Origin of the sequence: Sutcliffiella rhizosphaerae, from assembly GCF_917563925.1 — a bacterium.
Taxonomy (GTDB): Bacteria; Bacillota; Bacilli; order Bacillales; family Bacillaceae_I; genus Sutcliffiella_A; species Sutcliffiella_A rhizosphaerae.
Genome location: NZ_CAKJTJ010000005.1, coordinates 61,695 through 80,014, shown reverse-complemented (window position 1 = coordinate 80,014; position 18,320 = coordinate 61,695). Strand labels below are relative to the sequence as shown.

The 18,320-nt window shown below is 36.1% G+C and carries 16 protein-coding genes and 2 riboswitches; of the genes, 5 read left to right on the top strand and 11 right to left on the bottom strand.

Annotated elements, in window-relative coordinates; translation table 11 throughout:
• Positions 1-63 precede the first annotated feature (63 nt).
• Positions 64-167, bottom strand: a riboswitch (SAM riboswitch).
• A gap of 162 nt (positions 168-329) precedes the next feature.
• Complete coding sequence (locus tag LRP81_RS06595) at positions 330-1,502, bottom strand: pyridoxal phosphate-dependent aminotransferase (RefSeq protein WP_230500467.1); 1,173 nt, start codon at positions 1,500-1,502, stop codon at positions 330-332.
• 84 nt (positions 1,503-1,586) lie between these two features.
• Here LRP81_RS06595 and LRP81_RS06590 point away from each other — a divergent pair, with 84 nt between their 5' ends.
• Complete coding sequence (locus LRP81_RS06590) at positions 1,587-2,384, top strand: carbon-nitrogen family hydrolase (protein ID WP_230500600.1); 798 nt, start codon at positions 1,587-1,589, stop codon at positions 2,382-2,384.
• A 129-nt stretch (positions 2,385-2,513) separates the two neighbouring features.
• On the opposite strand, the gene cspD is transcribed toward LRP81_RS06590, so the two are convergent.
• Positions 2,514-2,711, bottom strand: coding sequence for a cold-shock protein CspD (cspD, locus tag LRP81_RS06585; RefSeq protein ID WP_230500466.1), 198 nt, complete (start codon positions 2,709-2,711; stop codon positions 2,514-2,516).
• Positions 2,712-3,039: 328 nt separating this feature from the next.
• Positions 3,040-3,200, top strand: a riboswitch (SAM riboswitch).
• 106 nt (positions 3,201-3,306) lie between these two features.
• Here cspD and mtnK point away from each other — a divergent pair.
• Both mtnK and mtnA read left to right on the top strand, forming a co-directional pair.
• Entirely contained in the window at positions 3,307-4,503 is a 1,197-nt protein-coding gene (mtnK, locus tag LRP81_RS06580) for an S-methyl-5-thioribose kinase (RefSeq protein ID WP_230500465.1), read from the top strand.
• A 3-nt stretch (positions 4,504-4,506) separates the two neighbouring features.
• Positions 4,507-5,553 carry an S-methyl-5-thioribose-1-phosphate isomerase gene (gene mtnA / locus LRP81_RS06575; protein WP_230500464.1) on the top strand — a complete coding sequence of 349 codons (1,047 nt, stop codon included), beginning with the start codon at positions 4,507-4,509 and terminating at the stop codon, positions 5,551-5,553.
• A 41-nt stretch (positions 5,554-5,594) separates the two neighbouring features.
• Here the strand turns inward: mtnA and LRP81_RS06570 are convergent, their stop codons facing one another.
• The 3 genes from LRP81_RS06570 to LRP81_RS06560 form a co-directional block, all read right to left on the bottom strand.
• On the bottom strand, positions 5,595-6,173 hold the full coding sequence (locus tag LRP81_RS06570; RefSeq protein WP_230500463.1) for a DUF2087 domain-containing protein: 579 nt from the start codon (positions 6,171-6,173) through the stop codon (positions 5,595-5,597).
• Between the two features lie 525 nt (positions 6,174-6,698).
• Positions 6,699-7,181 (bottom strand): methylated-DNA--[protein]-cysteine S-methyltransferase, encoded by a 483-nt coding sequence (locus tag LRP81_RS06565; protein WP_230500462.1) that lies wholly within the window; start codon positions 7,179-7,181, stop codon positions 6,699-6,701.
• 186 nt (positions 7,182-7,367) lie between these two features.
• Entirely contained in the window at positions 7,368-9,578 is a 2,211-nt protein-coding gene (locus LRP81_RS06560) for a PAS domain-containing sensor histidine kinase (RefSeq protein WP_230500461.1), read from the bottom strand.
• Positions 9,579-9,853: 275 nt separating this feature from the next.
• Between LRP81_RS06560 and LRP81_RS06555 the strand changes: the two genes are divergently transcribed.
• Positions 9,854-11,605 carry a B12-binding domain-containing radical SAM protein gene (locus LRP81_RS06555; RefSeq protein WP_230500460.1) on the top strand — a complete coding sequence of 584 codons (1,752 nt, stop codon included), beginning with the start codon at positions 9,854-9,856 and terminating at the stop codon, positions 11,603-11,605.
• Positions 11,606-11,757: 152 nt separating this feature from the next.
• Here the strand turns inward: LRP81_RS06555 and LRP81_RS06550 are convergent, their stop codons facing one another.
• Both LRP81_RS06550 and LRP81_RS06545 read right to left on the bottom strand, forming a co-directional pair.
• Positions 11,758-11,928 (bottom strand): hypothetical protein, encoded by a 171-nt coding sequence (locus tag LRP81_RS06550; protein ID WP_230500459.1) that lies wholly within the window; start codon positions 11,926-11,928, stop codon positions 11,758-11,760.
• An 11-nt stretch (positions 11,929-11,939) separates the two neighbouring features.
• Positions 11,940-12,095: a hypothetical protein gene (locus tag LRP81_RS06545; RefSeq protein ID WP_230500610.1), complete on the bottom strand. Its 156-nt coding sequence runs from the start codon at positions 12,093-12,095 to the stop codon at positions 11,940-11,942.
• 134 nt (positions 12,096-12,229) lie between these two features.
• On the opposite strand from LRP81_RS06545, the gene LRP81_RS06540 reads away from it, so the two are divergent.
• Entirely contained in the window at positions 12,230-12,577 is a 348-nt protein-coding gene (locus LRP81_RS06540) for a DUF3905 domain-containing protein (protein ID WP_230500458.1), read from the top strand.
• 154 nt (positions 12,578-12,731) lie between these two features.
• On the opposite strand, the gene LRP81_RS06535 is transcribed toward LRP81_RS06540, so the two are convergent.
• From LRP81_RS06535 to LRP81_RS06520, 4 genes are all read right to left on the bottom strand, one after another.
• Positions 12,732-13,556, bottom strand: a complete 825-nt coding sequence (locus tag LRP81_RS06535) for a carbohydrate ABC transporter permease (RefSeq protein ID WP_230500457.1) — start codon at positions 13,554-13,556, stop codon at positions 12,732-12,734.
• A gap of 12 nt (positions 13,557-13,568) precedes the next feature.
• A complete protein-coding gene (locus tag LRP81_RS06530) occupies positions 13,569-14,411 on the bottom strand; it encodes a carbohydrate ABC transporter permease (RefSeq protein WP_399207250.1) in 843 nt (280 codons plus the stop codon).
• A gap of 216 nt (positions 14,412-14,627) precedes the next feature.
• A complete protein-coding gene (locus tag LRP81_RS06525) occupies positions 14,628-15,875 on the bottom strand; it encodes an ABC transporter substrate-binding protein (RefSeq protein ID WP_230500455.1) in 1,248 nt (415 codons plus the stop codon).
• A 231-nt stretch (positions 15,876-16,106) separates the two neighbouring features.
• A complete protein-coding gene (locus tag LRP81_RS06520) occupies positions 16,107-18,209 on the bottom strand; it encodes an amylo-alpha-1,6-glucosidase (RefSeq protein ID WP_230500454.1) in 2,103 nt (700 codons plus the stop codon).
• Between the last annotated feature and the right edge of the window lie 111 nt (positions 18,210-18,320).

The window sequence follows — 18,320 nt, the reverse complement described above, 5'->3', positions numbered from 1 at the left end:
TCTTGCGAAAATTACCACACAAAAAACCTCTTCGGCTAAGAAGAGGTTAGTATTAATAACATCCTCTTATCTATCAGCCTACTGCTGCAAGATTTAGCACCGTGCTTAATAATAAGTCGGTTGCCGGGTTTCATCGGGCTAGTCCCTCCACCTGCTCTTGATAAGATTAAATTAGTTTACATTTAGTTTTAAAATTGTTGCAACTCATACTTCGCTACATACTTATTCTTTGTGTAAAAATCGCATACGCAATAAAGTTACCTTATACAGCTTTTATTAAAATCTAGTTGAGATTATGCCATCATTTTCAATTGATGTCAATAGTAATGTTAGAAAATATTCAACTCTCGAATTCTTCTGACTGCTTCTTGCAATCTTTCTGTTTCTGTTAGTAGCCCCACTCGCACATAGCCTTCACCACTCTGTCCAAAACCAATCCCAGGTGCGACTACTACATGTGCTTCTTGGAGCAATTTATCGGCAAACGCTTCAGATGTGAAGCCTTTTGGGACTTTCAACCAAGCGAAGAAAGAACCTTTTGGTGCTGTTACTTCCCAACCGATGTTGCTTAGTCCTTCCACCAATACATTTCTTCTTTCCTCATACAATTTTACTAAATTTTCTACACACTCTTGCGAATCTAATAGTGCAGTTGCAGCTGCCTCTTGGATCGCACCGAAAATGCTTACATACATATGGTCTTGCAACAAGTTTATTGCTTTAATTACACTTTTATTTCCTACTGCAAATCCAACTCTCCATCCTGCCATGTTATAGGTTTTAGAGAGTGTATATATTTCAATACCAACGTCTTTTGCACCAGCAGTTTGAAGGAAGCTTATTGGCTTTTTCCCATCAAAGCCAATTCCTCCATATGCAAAATCATGTACAACACAAATATCGTGATGGTTTGCCAGCTCGACAGTTTCATGAAAAAATGAATTTGTAGCAACTGCGCCTGTAGGGTTATTTGGATAATTCAGAAACATTAATTTTGCTTTTTCAAGTATGGTGGAATCTATGTCTTTATAATTTGGTAAAAAATGATATAATTCTTTTAAAGGCATATATTCCATCTTTGCCTTTGCCAAGGTAACTCCAGACCAATAGTCTGGGTAACCTGGGTCAGGAACTAACACAGTGTCACCTTCATTTAATAGGCATTGAGGGATTTCAACAAGCCCTGCTTTTCCTCCAAAAAGTATAGCGACTTCACTTTTTGGATCTACATCTACATCATACTCTCGTTTATAAAAAGTGGCTATTGCTTCTTTGAAAAAGTCATGACCCCGAAATGGAGAATATTTATGATGTGAAGCTTTAGTAGCAGCTTCCTGTAGGGATTTTATGATGTGCTCTGGAGTTGGTTGATCAGGGTTCCCTTGACCAAGATTGATGACATCATGACCTTGTGCGACAACCTTTCCCACTTTTTCCACCAGTGTAGCAAAAAACTGGGTCGGAAGAGAATTTAAAAGTTCAGATTGTTGAAAATTCTTCATTTAGTCCACCTTCTTCAAATATTTCTTGAAATCCTAGTCACAAATCATATAGTGTTAGGTACAACTTGTAAAGTACTTTTTTGTATGGAGGGATTATCCTTGAATTGGAAAATAGCTTGTATTCAATTTGATATCGCTTTCGGTAATCCAGAAGCGAATATCGATAAAGTTTATAAATTACTAAAAGTGGCAGGCGAAGAAAAACCTGATATTATTGTCCTTCCAGAGCTATGGTCTACAGGATATGATTTAGAAAGACTTAACAAAATTGCAGATTCTGGTGGATTTGTAACCACGAAACTTCTTAAGTCAGCTGCAAAGGAATTAGGTGTACATATTGTTGGAGGTTCCATTGCCAAAAAGACGAATAAAGGCATCTATAATACAATGTTAACTGTAAATAACGATGGAGAAGTCGTAGGAGAATATAGTAAACTCCATTTATTCCGCTTAATGGATGAACATCACTATTTACAACCAGGAAAAACGGATGGTATGTTTCAACTAGACGGTGAACATTGTGCAGGCTTTATCTGCTATGATATTAGATTTCCTGAATGGATTCGTGCCCATACTACAAAAGATGCAAAAGCGATTTTTGTTGTTGCGGAATGGCCGCTTGCCAGAGTAGAACATTGGAGAACTCTTTTAATCGCCCGCGCCATTGAAAATCAATGTTTTGTTATTGCTTGTAATCGTTCTGGTGCTGACCCCAATAACGCTTTTGCAGGGCATTCTATGATTATTAATCCTTGGGGAGAAGTACTAGCGGAAGCTGGTGTTGGAGAAGAAATAATTACTGCGACTGTTGATTTGGCGAAAGTAGATGAAGTGAGAAAGAAAATTCCTATTTTTGAAGATAGACGACCTCAATATTATTGAGGATATGAGAAGATTGGAACTGGAATACTACTTCCAGTACAATCTTTTTTTGTTTGAAAAGGATTTTAACCATAGTTTTCAAAAAACAAAAAGGACCCTTAAAAAGGATCCTTTTCTATTAGGCTAGCATTATTTTGTAACGTTAGCAGCTTGTGGTCCACGAGCACCTTCAACGATTTCGAAAGATACTTCTTGACCTTCATCTAAAGATTTGAAACCGTCGCCTTGGATTGCGGAGAAGTGTACGAATACATCGTCTTGACCTTCAACTTCGATAAATCCAAAACCTTTTTCTGCATTAAACCATTTTACTTTACCTTGTAACATGTTTGTTCCTCCTTGTGGTTGACCCACGTAAATATTACTATTCTTGCTCCTTTAAACATTTCAAGACGAAAACTTGTTTCTGACTTTCCATATTCACGAACAAAAATAATAGTTTAATAATAACAGGTGACCAGTATTTTTTCAAGGTTTTATCCAAAATATTCATATATAACTATTTTTCTTCTGTATACTCTAATATTCATAATTCACAAGATAAAAATGAGTCCTTTTAAAAAAGGGTTGACTTTTTTCCGTTAGCCTTGTTATTATCTACAACAAGTAATAATTTTCTAATAATTACATACTTATCGTAATAATATATTGCGATCTCTTATCAAGAGCAGGTGGAGGGATTTGGCCCGATGAAACCCAGCAACCGACCGTAATACTGTTGTGAGACAGGGCGTTACATATACAATAACGCCGAACATTATTTGTTCACAAGGCACGGTGCTAATTCCAGCAGAAATTATTTCTGGCAGATAAGAGGGGAGAAGTGTACGCTTCAAGCCTCTTTCTTATGGAAAGGGGCTTTTATTATGTAAATTGCCCCTGATAATCGAAATGATAGACTAATTTTTATGGGGGAATAATTATGACTGTTACAACTAAGGGAGCATATGAACCACTCACAGAAAGTACAGCCATCAAACTTGCAAAAGAGCTAAATTTTTTCAAGGAAGGGTCTTTACTCTCTTGTCATGAAATTGGTGACGGTAACCTTAACCTTGTTTTTCATATTGTCGATGAAAATAATACTGGTATTATTATTAAACAGGCACTACCATATGCAAAGGTGGTTGGAGAAAGCTGGCCCCTTACACTTCATCGTGCCACGATTGAAGGAAACTATTTAAAGAAAGCTGCATCGCTTGTTCCAAATCTTGTACCTAAGGTTTACTATACAAACGAAGCACTTGCGATAACCATAATGGAAGATTTATCACATTTAGAAATTGCTAGATCAGGTTTTATTAAAGGCAAAGATTATCCTCTCCTTTCGTTGCATATAGGTGAGTATCTTGCTAAAACTTTATTTTTCACATCAGACTTTGGACTAAATCAACAAGAAAAGAAGAAACTGCAACAATTATTTGTTAATCCTGAACTTTGTAAAATCACGGAGGATTTAGTATTTACTGATCCCTTCTTCGATAGTGAGACGAATGATTTTGAGCCAGAGTTATTAAGCTCAATCGAAGATCTCTGGGCTGATCAGACACTAAAGCGAGAAGTTGCTAAACTTAAATTGAAATTCTTAACAAATGGCGAAGCATTATTACACGGGGATCTGCATACTGGAAGTATATTTGCAAATGAGATTGATACTAAAGTAATTGATCCTGAATTTGCCTTTTTTGGACCAATTGGATTTGATATTGGACAATTTTTTGCTAATATTCTATTTCAATCATTAACCAGAACTTCTGAAAATAGAAAGATGGTAACCAATCACCTTCATCAAGCTTGGGATAGTTTCGTTAAAACATTTACCCAGCTTTGGAACAACCATAGTGTGGAAGCATTTACGAAAACTCCCGGATACATTGAACATGTGTTTTCTGAAACCTTTAAATCTGCAATTGGATTTGCTGGTTGTGAAATAATACGCCGCACGATCGGTCTTTCTCACGTTGCAGATCTCGACTCCATTTTTCCTGATGAAGAAAGGATTTTCATAAAACAAAAAGCGCTTTCCTTAGGCAAAAAGCTTATCCTGAAAGCTGAAGAAATCCAGTCAACAACCGACATAGAGAAATTGCTTGAACAAGTGTTAAAGGAGAAGGATTAAAAAATGACATTGAGTACTCTCCTCCCACTTTCTGTAGAGTGGAAGGATAATTATATTAAACTATTAAATCAACAAAAATTACCTCAAGAAACCGTTTTTTTAGATTTATTTACGATAGAGGAAGTTCATGATGCGATATCCTCTCTCAAAGTAAGAGGCGCACCTGCAATCGGAATTACTGCGGCATACGGGCTTGCCCTTGCTGCTAGGTCGTATGAAACAGAAAATGTAAGTGACTTTTTGCAACGTTTAAAAAAAGACAGGGATTATTTAGCCACTTCAAGACCAACTGCAGTAAATTTATTTTGGGCAATTGACCGTTTATTACGTACTGCAACAAACGCTTCAACTGTTAATGAAGCAAAAACCGATCTTATCCATGAAGCAATTCAAATACAGTTGGAGGATGAAGCTACTTGCAGGCAAATTGGAGAGCATGCACTTTCTCTATTTCAAAAAAATGATAGCATCTTGACGATATGCAATGCTGGTTCTATTGCTACTGCAAAATATGGGACAGCATTAGCACCCTTTCACCTTGCCAAGGAGCAAGATTTCCCATTAAAAGTCTTCGCAAGTGAAACTCGACCAGTATTACAAGGCGCGAGACTTACTGCTTGGGAACTTCAGAAAGCAGGCGTAGACGTGACACTCATAACAGATAATATGGCTGCACACACTATCCAGACAAAAAAAATTGATGCCATCATTGTAGGAGCTGATCGAATTACTGCAAATGGTGACACAGCTAATAAAATTGGGACATATGGTCTAGCAATATTAGCAAAAGCATTTCAGATTCCATTTTATGTTGCTGCACCTCTATCTACTTTTGATCTCACAAAAGAGACTGGTAGTGAAATTGAAATAGAAGAAAGGAATTCACATGAGGTGACACACATAGGGGATTACTTAATTGCACCAGCTGATATTGCTGTATTCAATCCTGCATTTGATGTAACACCTAATGATCTTATTACCGCAATCATTACCGAACAAGGAATTATTACCGAGAACTATAAAGAAGCTATCCCTTCCTTATTTGAGTAAGAAAAACGAGGTTTCGTCTATTCCTTAGACGAAACCTTTGTTTATTTCAACCACATTTCTTGAGGATTCATTTCATAAATGCCTGCTTCTCGATACATATAATGATTAATAATAAACTCTCTCCTGATTGTTGAATAATCCTCATGGAATTGTTTAATATGCTCATTTATTTCTTTCTCTGAATATTTAATCCCCATTTCAAGACCGTTCAGAATATGCTCAAAAACAATCAACTTTTTCTTGCGCTGGGCGGGAATGGTTTTTAGTTTTCCTTCTTTCGTAAGGAAATTTTGTAATATTTGCTCTTTTTCTTTATGCTGTTTCATCGTTACCTCCCCTTTCACACCTCGATTTAATATGTCAAACAATCCATTGCTATGCTGCTTTAATGATTTCTCGTTTAGATAATAATACACCGTATTTTTTTCTCTTCTCTCATAGACTGCACTTACTTCTTTTAGCTTTGATATGTGATGGGAAATAGTTGGAGGTTTTACTCCGAGTTTATCTGCTAAGTCCTGACCACTGAAAGATTGACCTGAAGCTAGCAAAACGATTAATTTTATTCGGGTTTTATCTCCCATTACTTTATAGAAGTTCACTAACTTGTCTAACTGCAAAAATAATCACCTCAAATCTAATTAGATAAACATCTAATTAGATACTAATCTAACTGGAAGAGGAATTCAACCTTTTTTGTTTGTCTTTTTCAAAATTTCATTTTTTTGTTTGTCGCTTATTATATGAAGTTTTTTTACAACTTCCGCATAAAAAATAAGTTTATTTGTCTTCCCCATATAATGACCTCCCACTCTTGCGCAAGAGCAACTTTTTTCACCTTAGTAAATAATATGATTAAAGTATAATATATGATACTAGCTTTCTATTCCAAAGCATAAAAAAAATACGATTGAAGCTATCAATCGTATCAGGCAATTGACAAACCCAATTTATTTTTAGGTTTGCATTAAACTGTTGATTTTCATTGCAGACGCTTCGCTTTCCGCGGGCGGTCAGGGAACCTCCGGGCTGCGCCCTGTGGGGGTTTCCCATGTCCCTTCCTCCCGCAGGGGTCTACACGTCTTTCACTATGATGACATGGGAGTTGCATTTACATAAAGAAAAAATATCAGTGTATATTTTCTTTAATTTAATGAGCCTTCTAGTGTTAACAATTTTTCTTTCATATCTATTTTATCTCCAGCATAGCCTACGAGAGATTTATTTTTTCCGATAACTCGGTGACATGGAATGATAATGGGGATAGGGTTTCTTTTATTTGCCTGGCCAATTGCTCTAACCGCAAGAGGTCTGTTTATTTCAACAGCGATATCTTGATAGCTTTTTACTTTTCCATAAGTGATGCCATTTAATGCTTCCCAAACTTGCATTTGAAAGTCCGTTCCGTTAAATCGAAGTGGAACGTCAAAAGACTTACGGTTTCCATTAAAATACTCTTTCAGTTGATTAATTACCATACTACAAACGGCATGTGAAGAATCGTATTTGAATGGTTGTTGCGCATTAATTAGAAAATCATCTCCAAACTCAATTTTCACCAGATAATTCTCTTCACACACTATATAGAGCGTTCCTATGGGAGATTCAAAATAATCATAATAAAACATAGGTGTTCCTCTCACTTCTTTTAATTAGACACTTCTCTTAAGTTTGTTTGTTGGTAATATGCAGAAAAAAGCCTGGTTTAGGACTTTCCACTACTAATAATTCAGATTACTTATACTAAAACCAGAAAAAGAGCACGACAATATCGAGCATTAAGAAATTCACAAAAAATGAAAATGAGTTTACTATCAATGACTGGTTGGAGAACCAATAGGAAGCTTAATATGAAATGTCGTTCCAACTCCAACTTCACTAATAACTTCAATCGTTCCATTATGTTCTTCCACTATTTTATAGCTTACCATAAGCCCTAATCCCGTGCCACGTTCCTTTGTTGTATAGAATGGTTCACCGAGCTTCTTCAGCTTATCTTCTGGAATACCAATTCCTTCATCTTTTATCGATATAAGTATTTCTTGTCCCTCAACCCTTTGAAGGGCTATCGAGACTGTACCTCCTTTTGGCATTACCTCAATAGCATTTTTTAATATATTTATAAAAACTTGTTTTAATTGATTTGGTTCACAGTATATATCAGGTACTCCCTCTTCAAAATAGCTTGCAAACTGAACGTTTTCTAATGAAGCCTGTGCACTTAGTAGATCTAGTGTCTCTTTCATTATGACACTTGCATTCTTTCTTTGATAAGAAATTGCTTGAGGCTTTGCCAACACAAGGAATTCCGTAATAATGGATTCAATTCTTTTTAATTCAGAAGTGATAACGTCAAAATATGTGTCATACTGATTTTCATTCAAACTGTTTTGAAGAAGCTGAATAAATCCTTTTAAAGCTGTCATTGGATTTCTAATTTCATGCGCAATCCCAGCCGCCAATTCGCCTACAACAGTCAAGGTATCTGATTTTTTTAACTGCTCCTCCATTTCCCTCTTTTCAGTAATATTCCTAAAAATGGTCATATGGAGTCCTTCAATTACATTTTTCTTTGCTGAGTACTCGATGGTTTGAATCCCATTTTCATTATTTAGCAAAATTTCCCCACTCAACTCTTCACTATCATTATAATTTTTCCAAAGGACTCTTAAATCATTAAGCACATCATTATTAATGAATTCTGCTAAGGAATTGTTAATTAATTCTTCCTTGAAAAAGCCTAATATTTTACAAGCATTTGGATTTGCATCAATGATATGACAATGATCGTCCCAAAGAATGATTCCATCCATTGCGTTATCAAATATTTTTCTGAATTTTTGTTCGCTTTCTCTTAGATCCTTTTCCATTTTTCTACGTTCGCTAACATTACGAAAAATGATCATATTTAATCCATCAATAATTTCCTTATTTGCAGTGAATTCGAGAAGCTTCTTTTGTCCATTCGGCATATGAAATTCCAATTCTTCCCTTATTTCACCTTTTGCTCCGAATTGTTTTACAATCGAAAAGACCCTTTTATTGTTCCTGGGAACGAACTGGCTTAGTTTAGATTGGATCAACTCATCTAGTGGTAGTTCAAATGCTCTACTTGCAGCAGGGTTAGCACGCATAATCTTTCCATTATTATCTACAAGTACGATTGCATCCAATGCATGTTGAAACATTTCCCGAAATCTTCTTTCACTATTTTGTAATTGAAGCTCCATATCTCTTTTTTCAGTTACATCCCTCATTATTGCAAGGTAATACTCATCATAGATATTTGCAGTTATAGTAACCTCAAATCTTTTCCTTTCTCCATTATGGAGATAAACCGGTAACTCTCCTCTTACTCTTCCATGCTTATCTAATAAATCCCAAATCTGTTTCATTTTATTCTGATAATCAACTTCCACAAAATCATCCAATTTTGCTTGAAGAAGGTCCATTTTTGGCATCGCAAAATTGGAACAGAAAGCTGGATTCGCATCAATAAAACAACCTTCTTTATCAAATACAACGATTCCATCCACTGCACGATTTATTACATCATGGTACATTTGTTTATTCTTATTTGTTTCCTTTTCCAATTGTTTCTTAAGGGTAATATCACGAATGATACAAATATCAAACCCAATTTCATTTGGATTCCTAACAGTTGAATATTCCACAAACTTTATCTTCCCATTATCTAAACGTACAATTAGTTCATTATTCAATTCACCCAACTCTTCTAGTTGAGCCTCTTGATATTCCACTTCTTCCTTTGACATTAATTCAAGAAAATCATAAAGGGTCCTTTTTAAAAGTTCTTCCTTAGATAATTCAAAAAGCTCACATGCTTTTTGATTTACCTGGAAGAACTCGAGTTCTTCATTAAACAAAATGATGGCGTCATTTGCATGTTCAAATGTAAGTTGAAGAAATCTATTTTCTTTCTCCAATTGTTGAAGTTTGTTGGTTAGAGTTTCTACCTCCAGCTCCAACTTTTTGGTCTCTTCATTAACCATATGTTGGATCATTCATCTTCCCCCACTTATCAATTATTTAGTAGGCAAATCAGGCAATTAACTATCCCACTAAACTTCTACATTTCTTCGGATAAATCCTTTGTTCAACATTTAACGCAATATAAAAGTCATTTCAGAAATCATTTTGTAATATTTAATGCGATAATGTTGATAATGATAAAATGATGTTCAAGGGAGTAGTCCCGATTTCACTATTACTTGCTAACTCTAATTGTGATAAAATAGTTAAGTTATACAAAATAGTATAGGAGTTTGATGGGGTAACCATGAAAATAATTGCTACAACACTAAATGCAAAATACATCCATACCAACCTTGCCATCCGTTATTTGAAAGCTTATGCAGATCCTGAATACACGATAGAATTGGTTGAATACACTATAAAAGATCCTGTCATGAATATTGTTGCGGATCTCATACAAAGAAAAGCTGATGTCATTGGTTTCAGCTGCTATATTTGGAATATCGAAGAAACAATTAAGGTCATGAGTATGCTGAAAAAGATAAATCCTAAACTAATCCTTGTATTAGGAGGACCAGAGGTTACCTATGATGTCTCCGAATGGCTAGATCGCTTAAATGATGTAGATTTTATCGTTCTTGGTGAAGGGGAAATTACCTTTAAACAACTACTGAAAGAAATTGAGGGTGAAAGAAACTTTGCCTCTATAAGTGGACTTGCCTATCGTGAGGGAGCAGAAAAGAAAATATCCCCCCAAAGAAACAAAGTCGACTTAAAACTATTACCTTCCCCTTATCGTTTTGATGAGGATGTAAATCAACTTTCTAAGAGGGTTACCTATTTTGAAACGAGTAGAGGATGTCCTTTCAGTTGTCAATTTTGCCTTTCTTCTATTGAAGTCGGTGTTAGATACTTTGACAGAGAAAAAGTAAAAGAAGACATCCGCTTTCTTATGGAAAATGGCGCTAAAACGATTAAATTTGTTGATCGAACATTCAATATTAGTCGTAGTTATGCCATGGAGATGTTCCGTTTTTTAATTGATGAACATCTACCAGGAACTGTTTTTCAGTTTGAAATTACAGCAGATATTATGCGCCCAGAAGTAATTGAATTTCTAAACAAAGAAGCTCCAGCAGGACTCTTCCGTTTTGAAATTGGGGTACAATCGACCAACGACGCAACTAATGAATTAGTAATGAGAAAACAAAATTTTTCTAAGCTTTCACGGACTGTTACAATGGTGAAAGATGGAGGGAAAATTGATCAACATCTTGATCTTATAGCAGGATTACCAGAAGAAGATTATCATTCCTTCAAGAAAACCTTTAATGATGTATTTGCGATGCGGCCAGAAGAGCTTCAGCTGGGCTTTTTAAAGATGTTGAGGGGTACAGGATTACGTATTAGATCTAAGGATCATCAATATGTTTATATGGATCATGCCCCATATGAGATATTAGGCAATAATGTATTAAGCTTTGATGATATTATCCGAATTAAACAAGTAGAAGATGTCCTAGAAAAGTATTGGAATGATCACAGAATGGATACGACGGTGGAGCATCTTGTCACAAAAGTATTTGAAACTCCCTTTGATTTCTTTCAGAATTTCGGATCTTTTTGGGACAAGGAAGGCTGGTCCAGAATCGGGCATCAATTAGAAGATCTTTACAAGCGACTATATGCATTTTTGAAAAATGAGGATCAAGACACATTAACTGTAATTGAAAGCTTAATGAAGTATGATTATCTTCGTCATCAAAAATTCAAACCGCGTAAACCATGGTGGGAAGACAGACTAGCCAAGAATATACGAACAGACCTTTACAAGCAGATATTACAGGATCCAAACTCACTTGGCCAGGAGTTTATGGCTCTAAAGTTAAATGAAAAAGAACTATATAAGCATACAATGATAGAGTCTGTTCATTTTGATTATGCTTACTTTATGGACTCAGGTACTATCAAAGCTGCCGAAAGCTATGTACTGATATACTTTAATCAATCACAAAATAAAACCGAATTGTTTCCAATTAATCATACTGCAAGCTGATTCGCTTATATTCGGTTTAAAAACACTACATTAAATTAGACTAGTCGCAAACGCTTGTCAGTCGAGATACAAGCCTTTGAGTGAGAGGTTAAGAATGGGCGCATATCAAGATATACCAGCGTTTGTCAACAGTCTAAATGCTAGCTGATTTGCTAGCATTTTTTATTATTTTTTTTTTGATTCATGGACTCTATTGCAGCTTCAAATGCTTTTGCGGCATTTGGATCTCCAAATTCCGGACCAAATTCTTCCTTTAAACTTTCGTGGGAAATAGCATGGTCCGCCTTATGGGCTTGCTTTTGTTTTTTAGTTTGTCCTTTCATCGTTTAGCCTCCTATTTACCTTGCCTGCCTTTTTTCGAATTGCGATTTGCACCTCGAATCATATCTTCTTTATCATATTCCGCAGAGAACTCTGTATCTGGTAAGCTTTCCTTTGGAGTTTTATTATTATTTTTTGCCGCATCATGTGCAACTTTCCTTTTCGCCACTACCATCACCCCCTACAATTAATTTGCCCAATATTTATTTTCAAATTCCTTATAGCCACTTTACTATTACCTCACATACTTATTTATTTTTTGAAAATGCTATAGCTATACAAACTATTGGAGGTGATGTAATCATGTCAAAAAAAGATAATCCCCTCAAAGAACCATATTTAGAGGAAACAATGCCACACCAAATTAATTCACCTTCTTTTAAAGGGTCGAAAGTAAAAATGCAGCCCCCATTTATCAATGAACAGGGAGTAGTAATTGGTGACAGCCTTTATAATTCAGAAGAGTCCCCATTGAATAATTGGAGCGAGGAAGTCGATCCGGAAGTTATGGCAGGGGATCAATGGGTACATCCAACTAATGATATTGGCTGGAATTCTACTGAAAACCGTGAACTGATTGAAAAACAGAAAAAACCTCAAGGTGTTCCTTTTACACATCCAGACAAAGATGTCAGCTATGGTAGAGATTAAAAATACCTTATAAAAGAAAACAAAAACAGGGCCTGTGCTTTAGCCCTGTTTTTATCTTTCTCCTAGTATATACTTTTTATCAAAAGTGCAAAAGGGGACCAAGAACAACACCAAAAAGCAGAACTGGGGGGTTCCGTACAGTTAGGTTGATTTTTCACTTTCCACCTGTAAAAGATATCCCTTTAATAAAATAACGATTAAAGAAACCATAAATCAACAGTACCGGCAACGTAAAGACCATCGAGGCTGCCATTATATAGTTCCAATAGCTAATATATTGCCCTTTAAAGGTATTTAATCCTAAAGGCAACGTAAACATAGAAGGGTCTGACAAAATGATTAATGGTCGCATGAAATCATTCCAAAATCCCATAAATACAAAGATTGCTTGGGCTGCAAGTGCTGGTTTTGCAAGTGGTAAAACGATTTTGAAAAAGGTTCCAAATCGACAGAGTCCATCCATCTCTGCTGCTTCTTCCAGCTCTTTTGGAAAGTTAATAAAAAACTGACGCATCATAAAAATAAAGGTAGCATTAATCATTGCTGGTACAATCATTCCTTGATAAGAATTCAACCAACCAAGTTCACGAAGAATAAGATAGTTCGGTATCATTGTTACTTGAGCTGGTATCATTAAAACAGCCAAGATAATAATAAATAATGTTTTTCTGCCTGGAAAGCTCAAACGGGCTAATGCATATCCTGCCATTGAGTTAAACAACAAGTTAAGTGATGTACCTGCAACTGCAATTACAACACTGTTTAGTAACCATCTTGGAAAGAGTTCTTGTTCTAAAAATATTTGCTTATAGTTTTCAAAGGTGAAATTTTTAGGAATAAAATTTAAAGAACCACTTACAATCTCTTCTAAAGTTTTAAAGGAGGAAGAGACTGCCCATATAAAAGGAACCAACGTAACGATCGCATATATTCCCAATATCCCGTATAAAAGCGTTTTTCCAATGTTTAGCTTCTTCATACTGCAGCCCCCTTAATATAATGATTCTTCTTTAGAAAATTTACGTTGTAACAAGGTAGCGACTAGTATTACCAAGGAAAGCATAACAGCGATCGCTGCTGCATATCCCATAGTTCCTAGGCTCTTGAAAGCATATTGATAGATTAATAATACTACTGTCAATGTAGAGTTATCAGGACCACCAGAACCTCCAGAGAAGATAAATGATTGATCAAACAATTGGAATGTCCCAATTAAACCCATTATCACGACAAATGATGTGACGGGACGCAGATTAGGAACTGTAATATAAAGAAATTTTTTGAAAGCATTTGCTCCATCCAATTCAGCTGCTTCATAAAGTGATTCCGGGATATCCTGAAGTGCCGCAAGATAGATGACCATAAAAAACGGAGCTGTTGCCCAAATATTCATTATCATTATTGCTGTTAAGGCAACACTTGGATCGCCAATCCAGTTATAACCTGGCAGTCCAATTATTGATAATAATTTGTTTACTAATCCATTTTGATTGTACATCCACATAAATATTAATGTAAGCACAGCTGATGATGTTAATGTTGGGAGAAAGTAAACAATACGGAAAAAGCTTTGTCCCTTTAACCCAGCATTAAGTGTTGCAGCTAAAATAAGAGCAAGTAGTGTTTGTGTTGGTACTACTATAATGACATATTTAAATGTGTTCCATAAAGCCCGTAACGCACGACCATCATCTGTTATATTGGTGAAATTACTTAAACCCACAAAGTCATAGGTTGCTGTGCCTAATAGTTGTACCTTATGAAAAGATAAGAAAAATGCATAAAGGATAGGACCGATAATAAATAATGCCAAAACAAATAAAGTCGGTGCCATAAAAGAGTAGCCTTGTGTAGCTTCCCTTAATGAACGCTTTGAATAGGTAGGTTTTTTCTTCATAAAATTCACTCCTTTTCCTAACAAGAGTTCTTGATCTACTGAACTCTTTCTAAAGAAGAAATATATTCTTCTTCACAAAGAAATCAGTAGAAAACTAATCTTGAAGACTGACAAAAAAGTATGTCAGCCTCCAAATTTAGCTTTTCAGTGAAATTATTCACCAATTTCACGATTTGCTTGCTGTTCTGCTTCTTTTAACGCTTCATCTAACGGTCTTTGACCAAGGAATGCTGAAACGAATTGGTTGTTAAAGTTATTCATAATAGTAGGTAAGTTAACACCATTTGCCCACACTGTTGCGTAGGATGCACCAGCCACTAATGCTGCACGTTTTTCGTCCTGATCGAACCCAAGTTTTTCAGCGACAGACTTACGAGTAGGTAATGCAAATCCTTTAGAAGTCCAAATTTCCATTCCTTCAGGACCAGTTAAATATTCAATTAATTTCCAAGACGCCTCTTTCTTTTCAGAAGCACCGTTCATTACATAAGCAACTGTGTATGCCATTGTTGATTGCTCACCATTAATAGTTGGTAATTCTGTTGTGCCATAATCTACATCCGGAAATGTGTCTTCTAAGAATGGAATTGCCCAGTTCCCTTCAATGACCATTGCTGCTTTTTCTTGGCCAAACATTTCTCCACCCCAGTTTGCACCTACATCCGATGCCTGAGCTGACGTTTTATCTATATTTCTTTGGTCAATGATTGGCTGTAATGCTTCAATAACTTTATCGTGGCCAAAATTAGCTTTACCATCTTTCACTACTTCTTCACCCAATGATTCCGCAATATAGTACATTCTAGCTAACTCAGGTGCTACTCCTAGACCTACAACTCCATCCTTTGATAATTCTTTAGATACCTCTCTTACTTCATCCCAAGTAGTAGGCACCTCTACACCAGCATCTTCGAACATTTTCTTGTTATAGAATAATGCAAGTGTTGAATAGTCTTTTGGGAATCCATATGTGACACCATCATGCTGAAAAGCCTCTAATAAAGGTTGTTCAAAATCTTCTACATCAAAATCATCTGTTACATAACCATCAAGTGGCTCTAGTACTCCCGTTTCAATTAATGCAGGAGCTTCAAATGCATCCAAATAAAATACATCTGGTGCTTCCCCACCAATTAAACGTGTTTTCATAACATCCATATATTGATCCGAAATGACTTCATGTTTTACCTTAATGTTTGGATGTTTCTCTTCGAATGCATCAAGAGCCTCTTTTAATAATCTTGTTTCTGAAGGATTTCCACCCCAGCCAGCTAAGGTAATCTCCACATTTTCACCGGATTCATTACCAGTAGAATTGTTATTGCCACTGCAACCTGTTAATACTCCACCAACAAGCATCGTAGTTACCCCTATTACTGCCAACCATTTCTTCGCTTTCATTTGAAAACCCCTCTTTCATTTTTAATATATATATCAGAGGAAAAACCTCTGCTGAAACCAGTAGTTACACATGAACTTTTCATGAAATAGGATTCTATTCCGTGATATATCTCAAGAGACAATACAGCGCGGGAAGAAAACGCTTGCATTTACATGAAGGCTTTTTTCTAAAAAGATAGTTGTAATGAACCCGTAAAAAGTCGGCATTTAAACTCTTTTCGTGGATACAAATTAATTTTCTGCTATTTCAAAACCAGTGGTGTTTTCTAAAATCACAACTTCCACTTTTCCATTATCGGTTTTTATTGCTTTTACAGATAAATGACCTGTTGCGATTTTAATTTTTTCCACTTCTAGTATGTTCATTCCAGTTGGTAACACAGGGTTGAGGACTATTTTTTTATTTATTGCATCTGGAAACAGTCCTAAAATGGTTTGAATCATAACCAGTGGGGTACCTGCAGCCCATGCTTGTGGAGAGCATGCAACTGGATATTTTACTGCTTTACCGATGGAACTACCGTATCCACAAAACAATTCTGGTAATCGATCATACTCAAAATAGGATGCAGCCTGTATTAATCCCTCAATTACAACATTTGCAGCTTCCTGCTGCTGTAATTTGGACATTCCTAGGAGAATCAAACTATTATCATGTGGCCAGATGCTCCCGTCATGATAACTCATTGGATTATATCCTGATTCCCCTTCACCCATCGTCCGGATTCCATAACCTGAAAACATTTTTGGAGAAATTAATGTATCTATTACCGCATTAGCTTTGCGTTCCTCCAACATTTCCGTGAACAATAAATGACCGGGATTAGATGTGATTGTCCCTACCTGTCTTTTATCGGAATCCAAAGCAATAGCATAGAAATCTACATCATCCATCCAAAATTCGTCATCAAATTTGTCCTTTAACAGGCGGCTTTGCTCTCTTAATACTTTCGCATCATCTTCTCGACCTATGCTCTCAAAAATGTTTGCAATACCCATCTTTGCCTGGTAAACATAACCTTGAACTTCAGATAAGGCTATTGGGGTTGTGGCATAATCCCCATTTCGGTGTACGATGGAATCACCTGAGTCCTTCCACCCTTGATTAGCAATCCCTTTACTTGATTCTTGATGATATTCGACAAATATGTCATCATCTCTGTCCCCGTATCGGTCAATCCAAGACAATGCATCCTCTATGTTTTGATTAAGATCTTCCGCTATCTTAAAATCCCCCGTCCATTTTACATACTCAGAAAGTAAAACTAAAAATAGTGGTGTAGCATCAATCGTTCCGTAGTATGGAGTGAAAGGTATTTGTTCTGTTGTAGCAAGCTCACCAAACCGCATTTCATGCATTATTTTTCCAGGCTGTTCATCTCTCCAAGGATCTACCTTTGTACCTTGATTACTTGCCATTGTATATATTGTCCCTTTTGCAACTTCAGGTTGAAACGCAAGCATTTGCAAAGCAGCAATCAAACTATCTCTTCCGAAAGGAACTCCAAACCAAGGAAGTCCTGCAACCGGAAACTTACCATGACCCAAATCTGTCAAAAGTACACGCAGATCACCTAATCCTCTGTCAACCAAGCGCTGAAGGGGGAGGCAGTCTGTTTTCACCTTCGTTATGTTAGTATCCCATTGAGAATATGATTTCTTTAATTCTTTAAACGCTATGTCAGGAGGTAATATCTCCCCTATTGTATCGTCACCATGCTGAGGCATAACTTTAAGTGTGATGCATTCTTCTTGTTCATGTTCTAATGAGAAATGAAAGGTAACTATCCCCTTGTTGCTATCTAAAGATTTTGCTCTTTTGTCCCACTCTACATATGTTCTTCGGGCTAGTTGATCTGCTCCTTGATAATGAAAAGTTAAAGACTCCCCATCTATCGTCTGACCAGTTCTTTCTCCAATATCTCCATTTTGAAAGCCCCGAACAATAAACATGTCGGCAAAATCAACATCCATTTGAACACTTAAATCAAAGCTTACGCTCTTCGGAAAATAGTTTTTCACTGTTAATTTTTCATAAAAAACATCTTGAAAAATGTATCTGGTTCGCTTTATTTCTACCGACTCTCTCCATAAAAGCAACTCCCCATCCTTTTCCATATGAGGATTGGTCAATAATATGGTAGCCATATAGTTTTCAGCAGCATCTGAATGCAATAAAATTGGTTCTTGCCCATTTATTTTAATATCAAATTTGCTTAGAAATCTTGTATCTCTTGTATACAGGCCTAATCCATATGGGTGGTTTTCTGGGATATTCCCGTTTGTGTCTGTCAATAAAAATAAGTCATTTTCTTTTATTACGCGATAATCCATAAATAACCCCTCCTATTCGCTATTTCCGAAACGTTTTGGAAAATGCTTTAATAAAAAACCATCTTTTCCCAAAACGTTTCGGTTTTTCTGGATGTAATGGTATTTGTATAG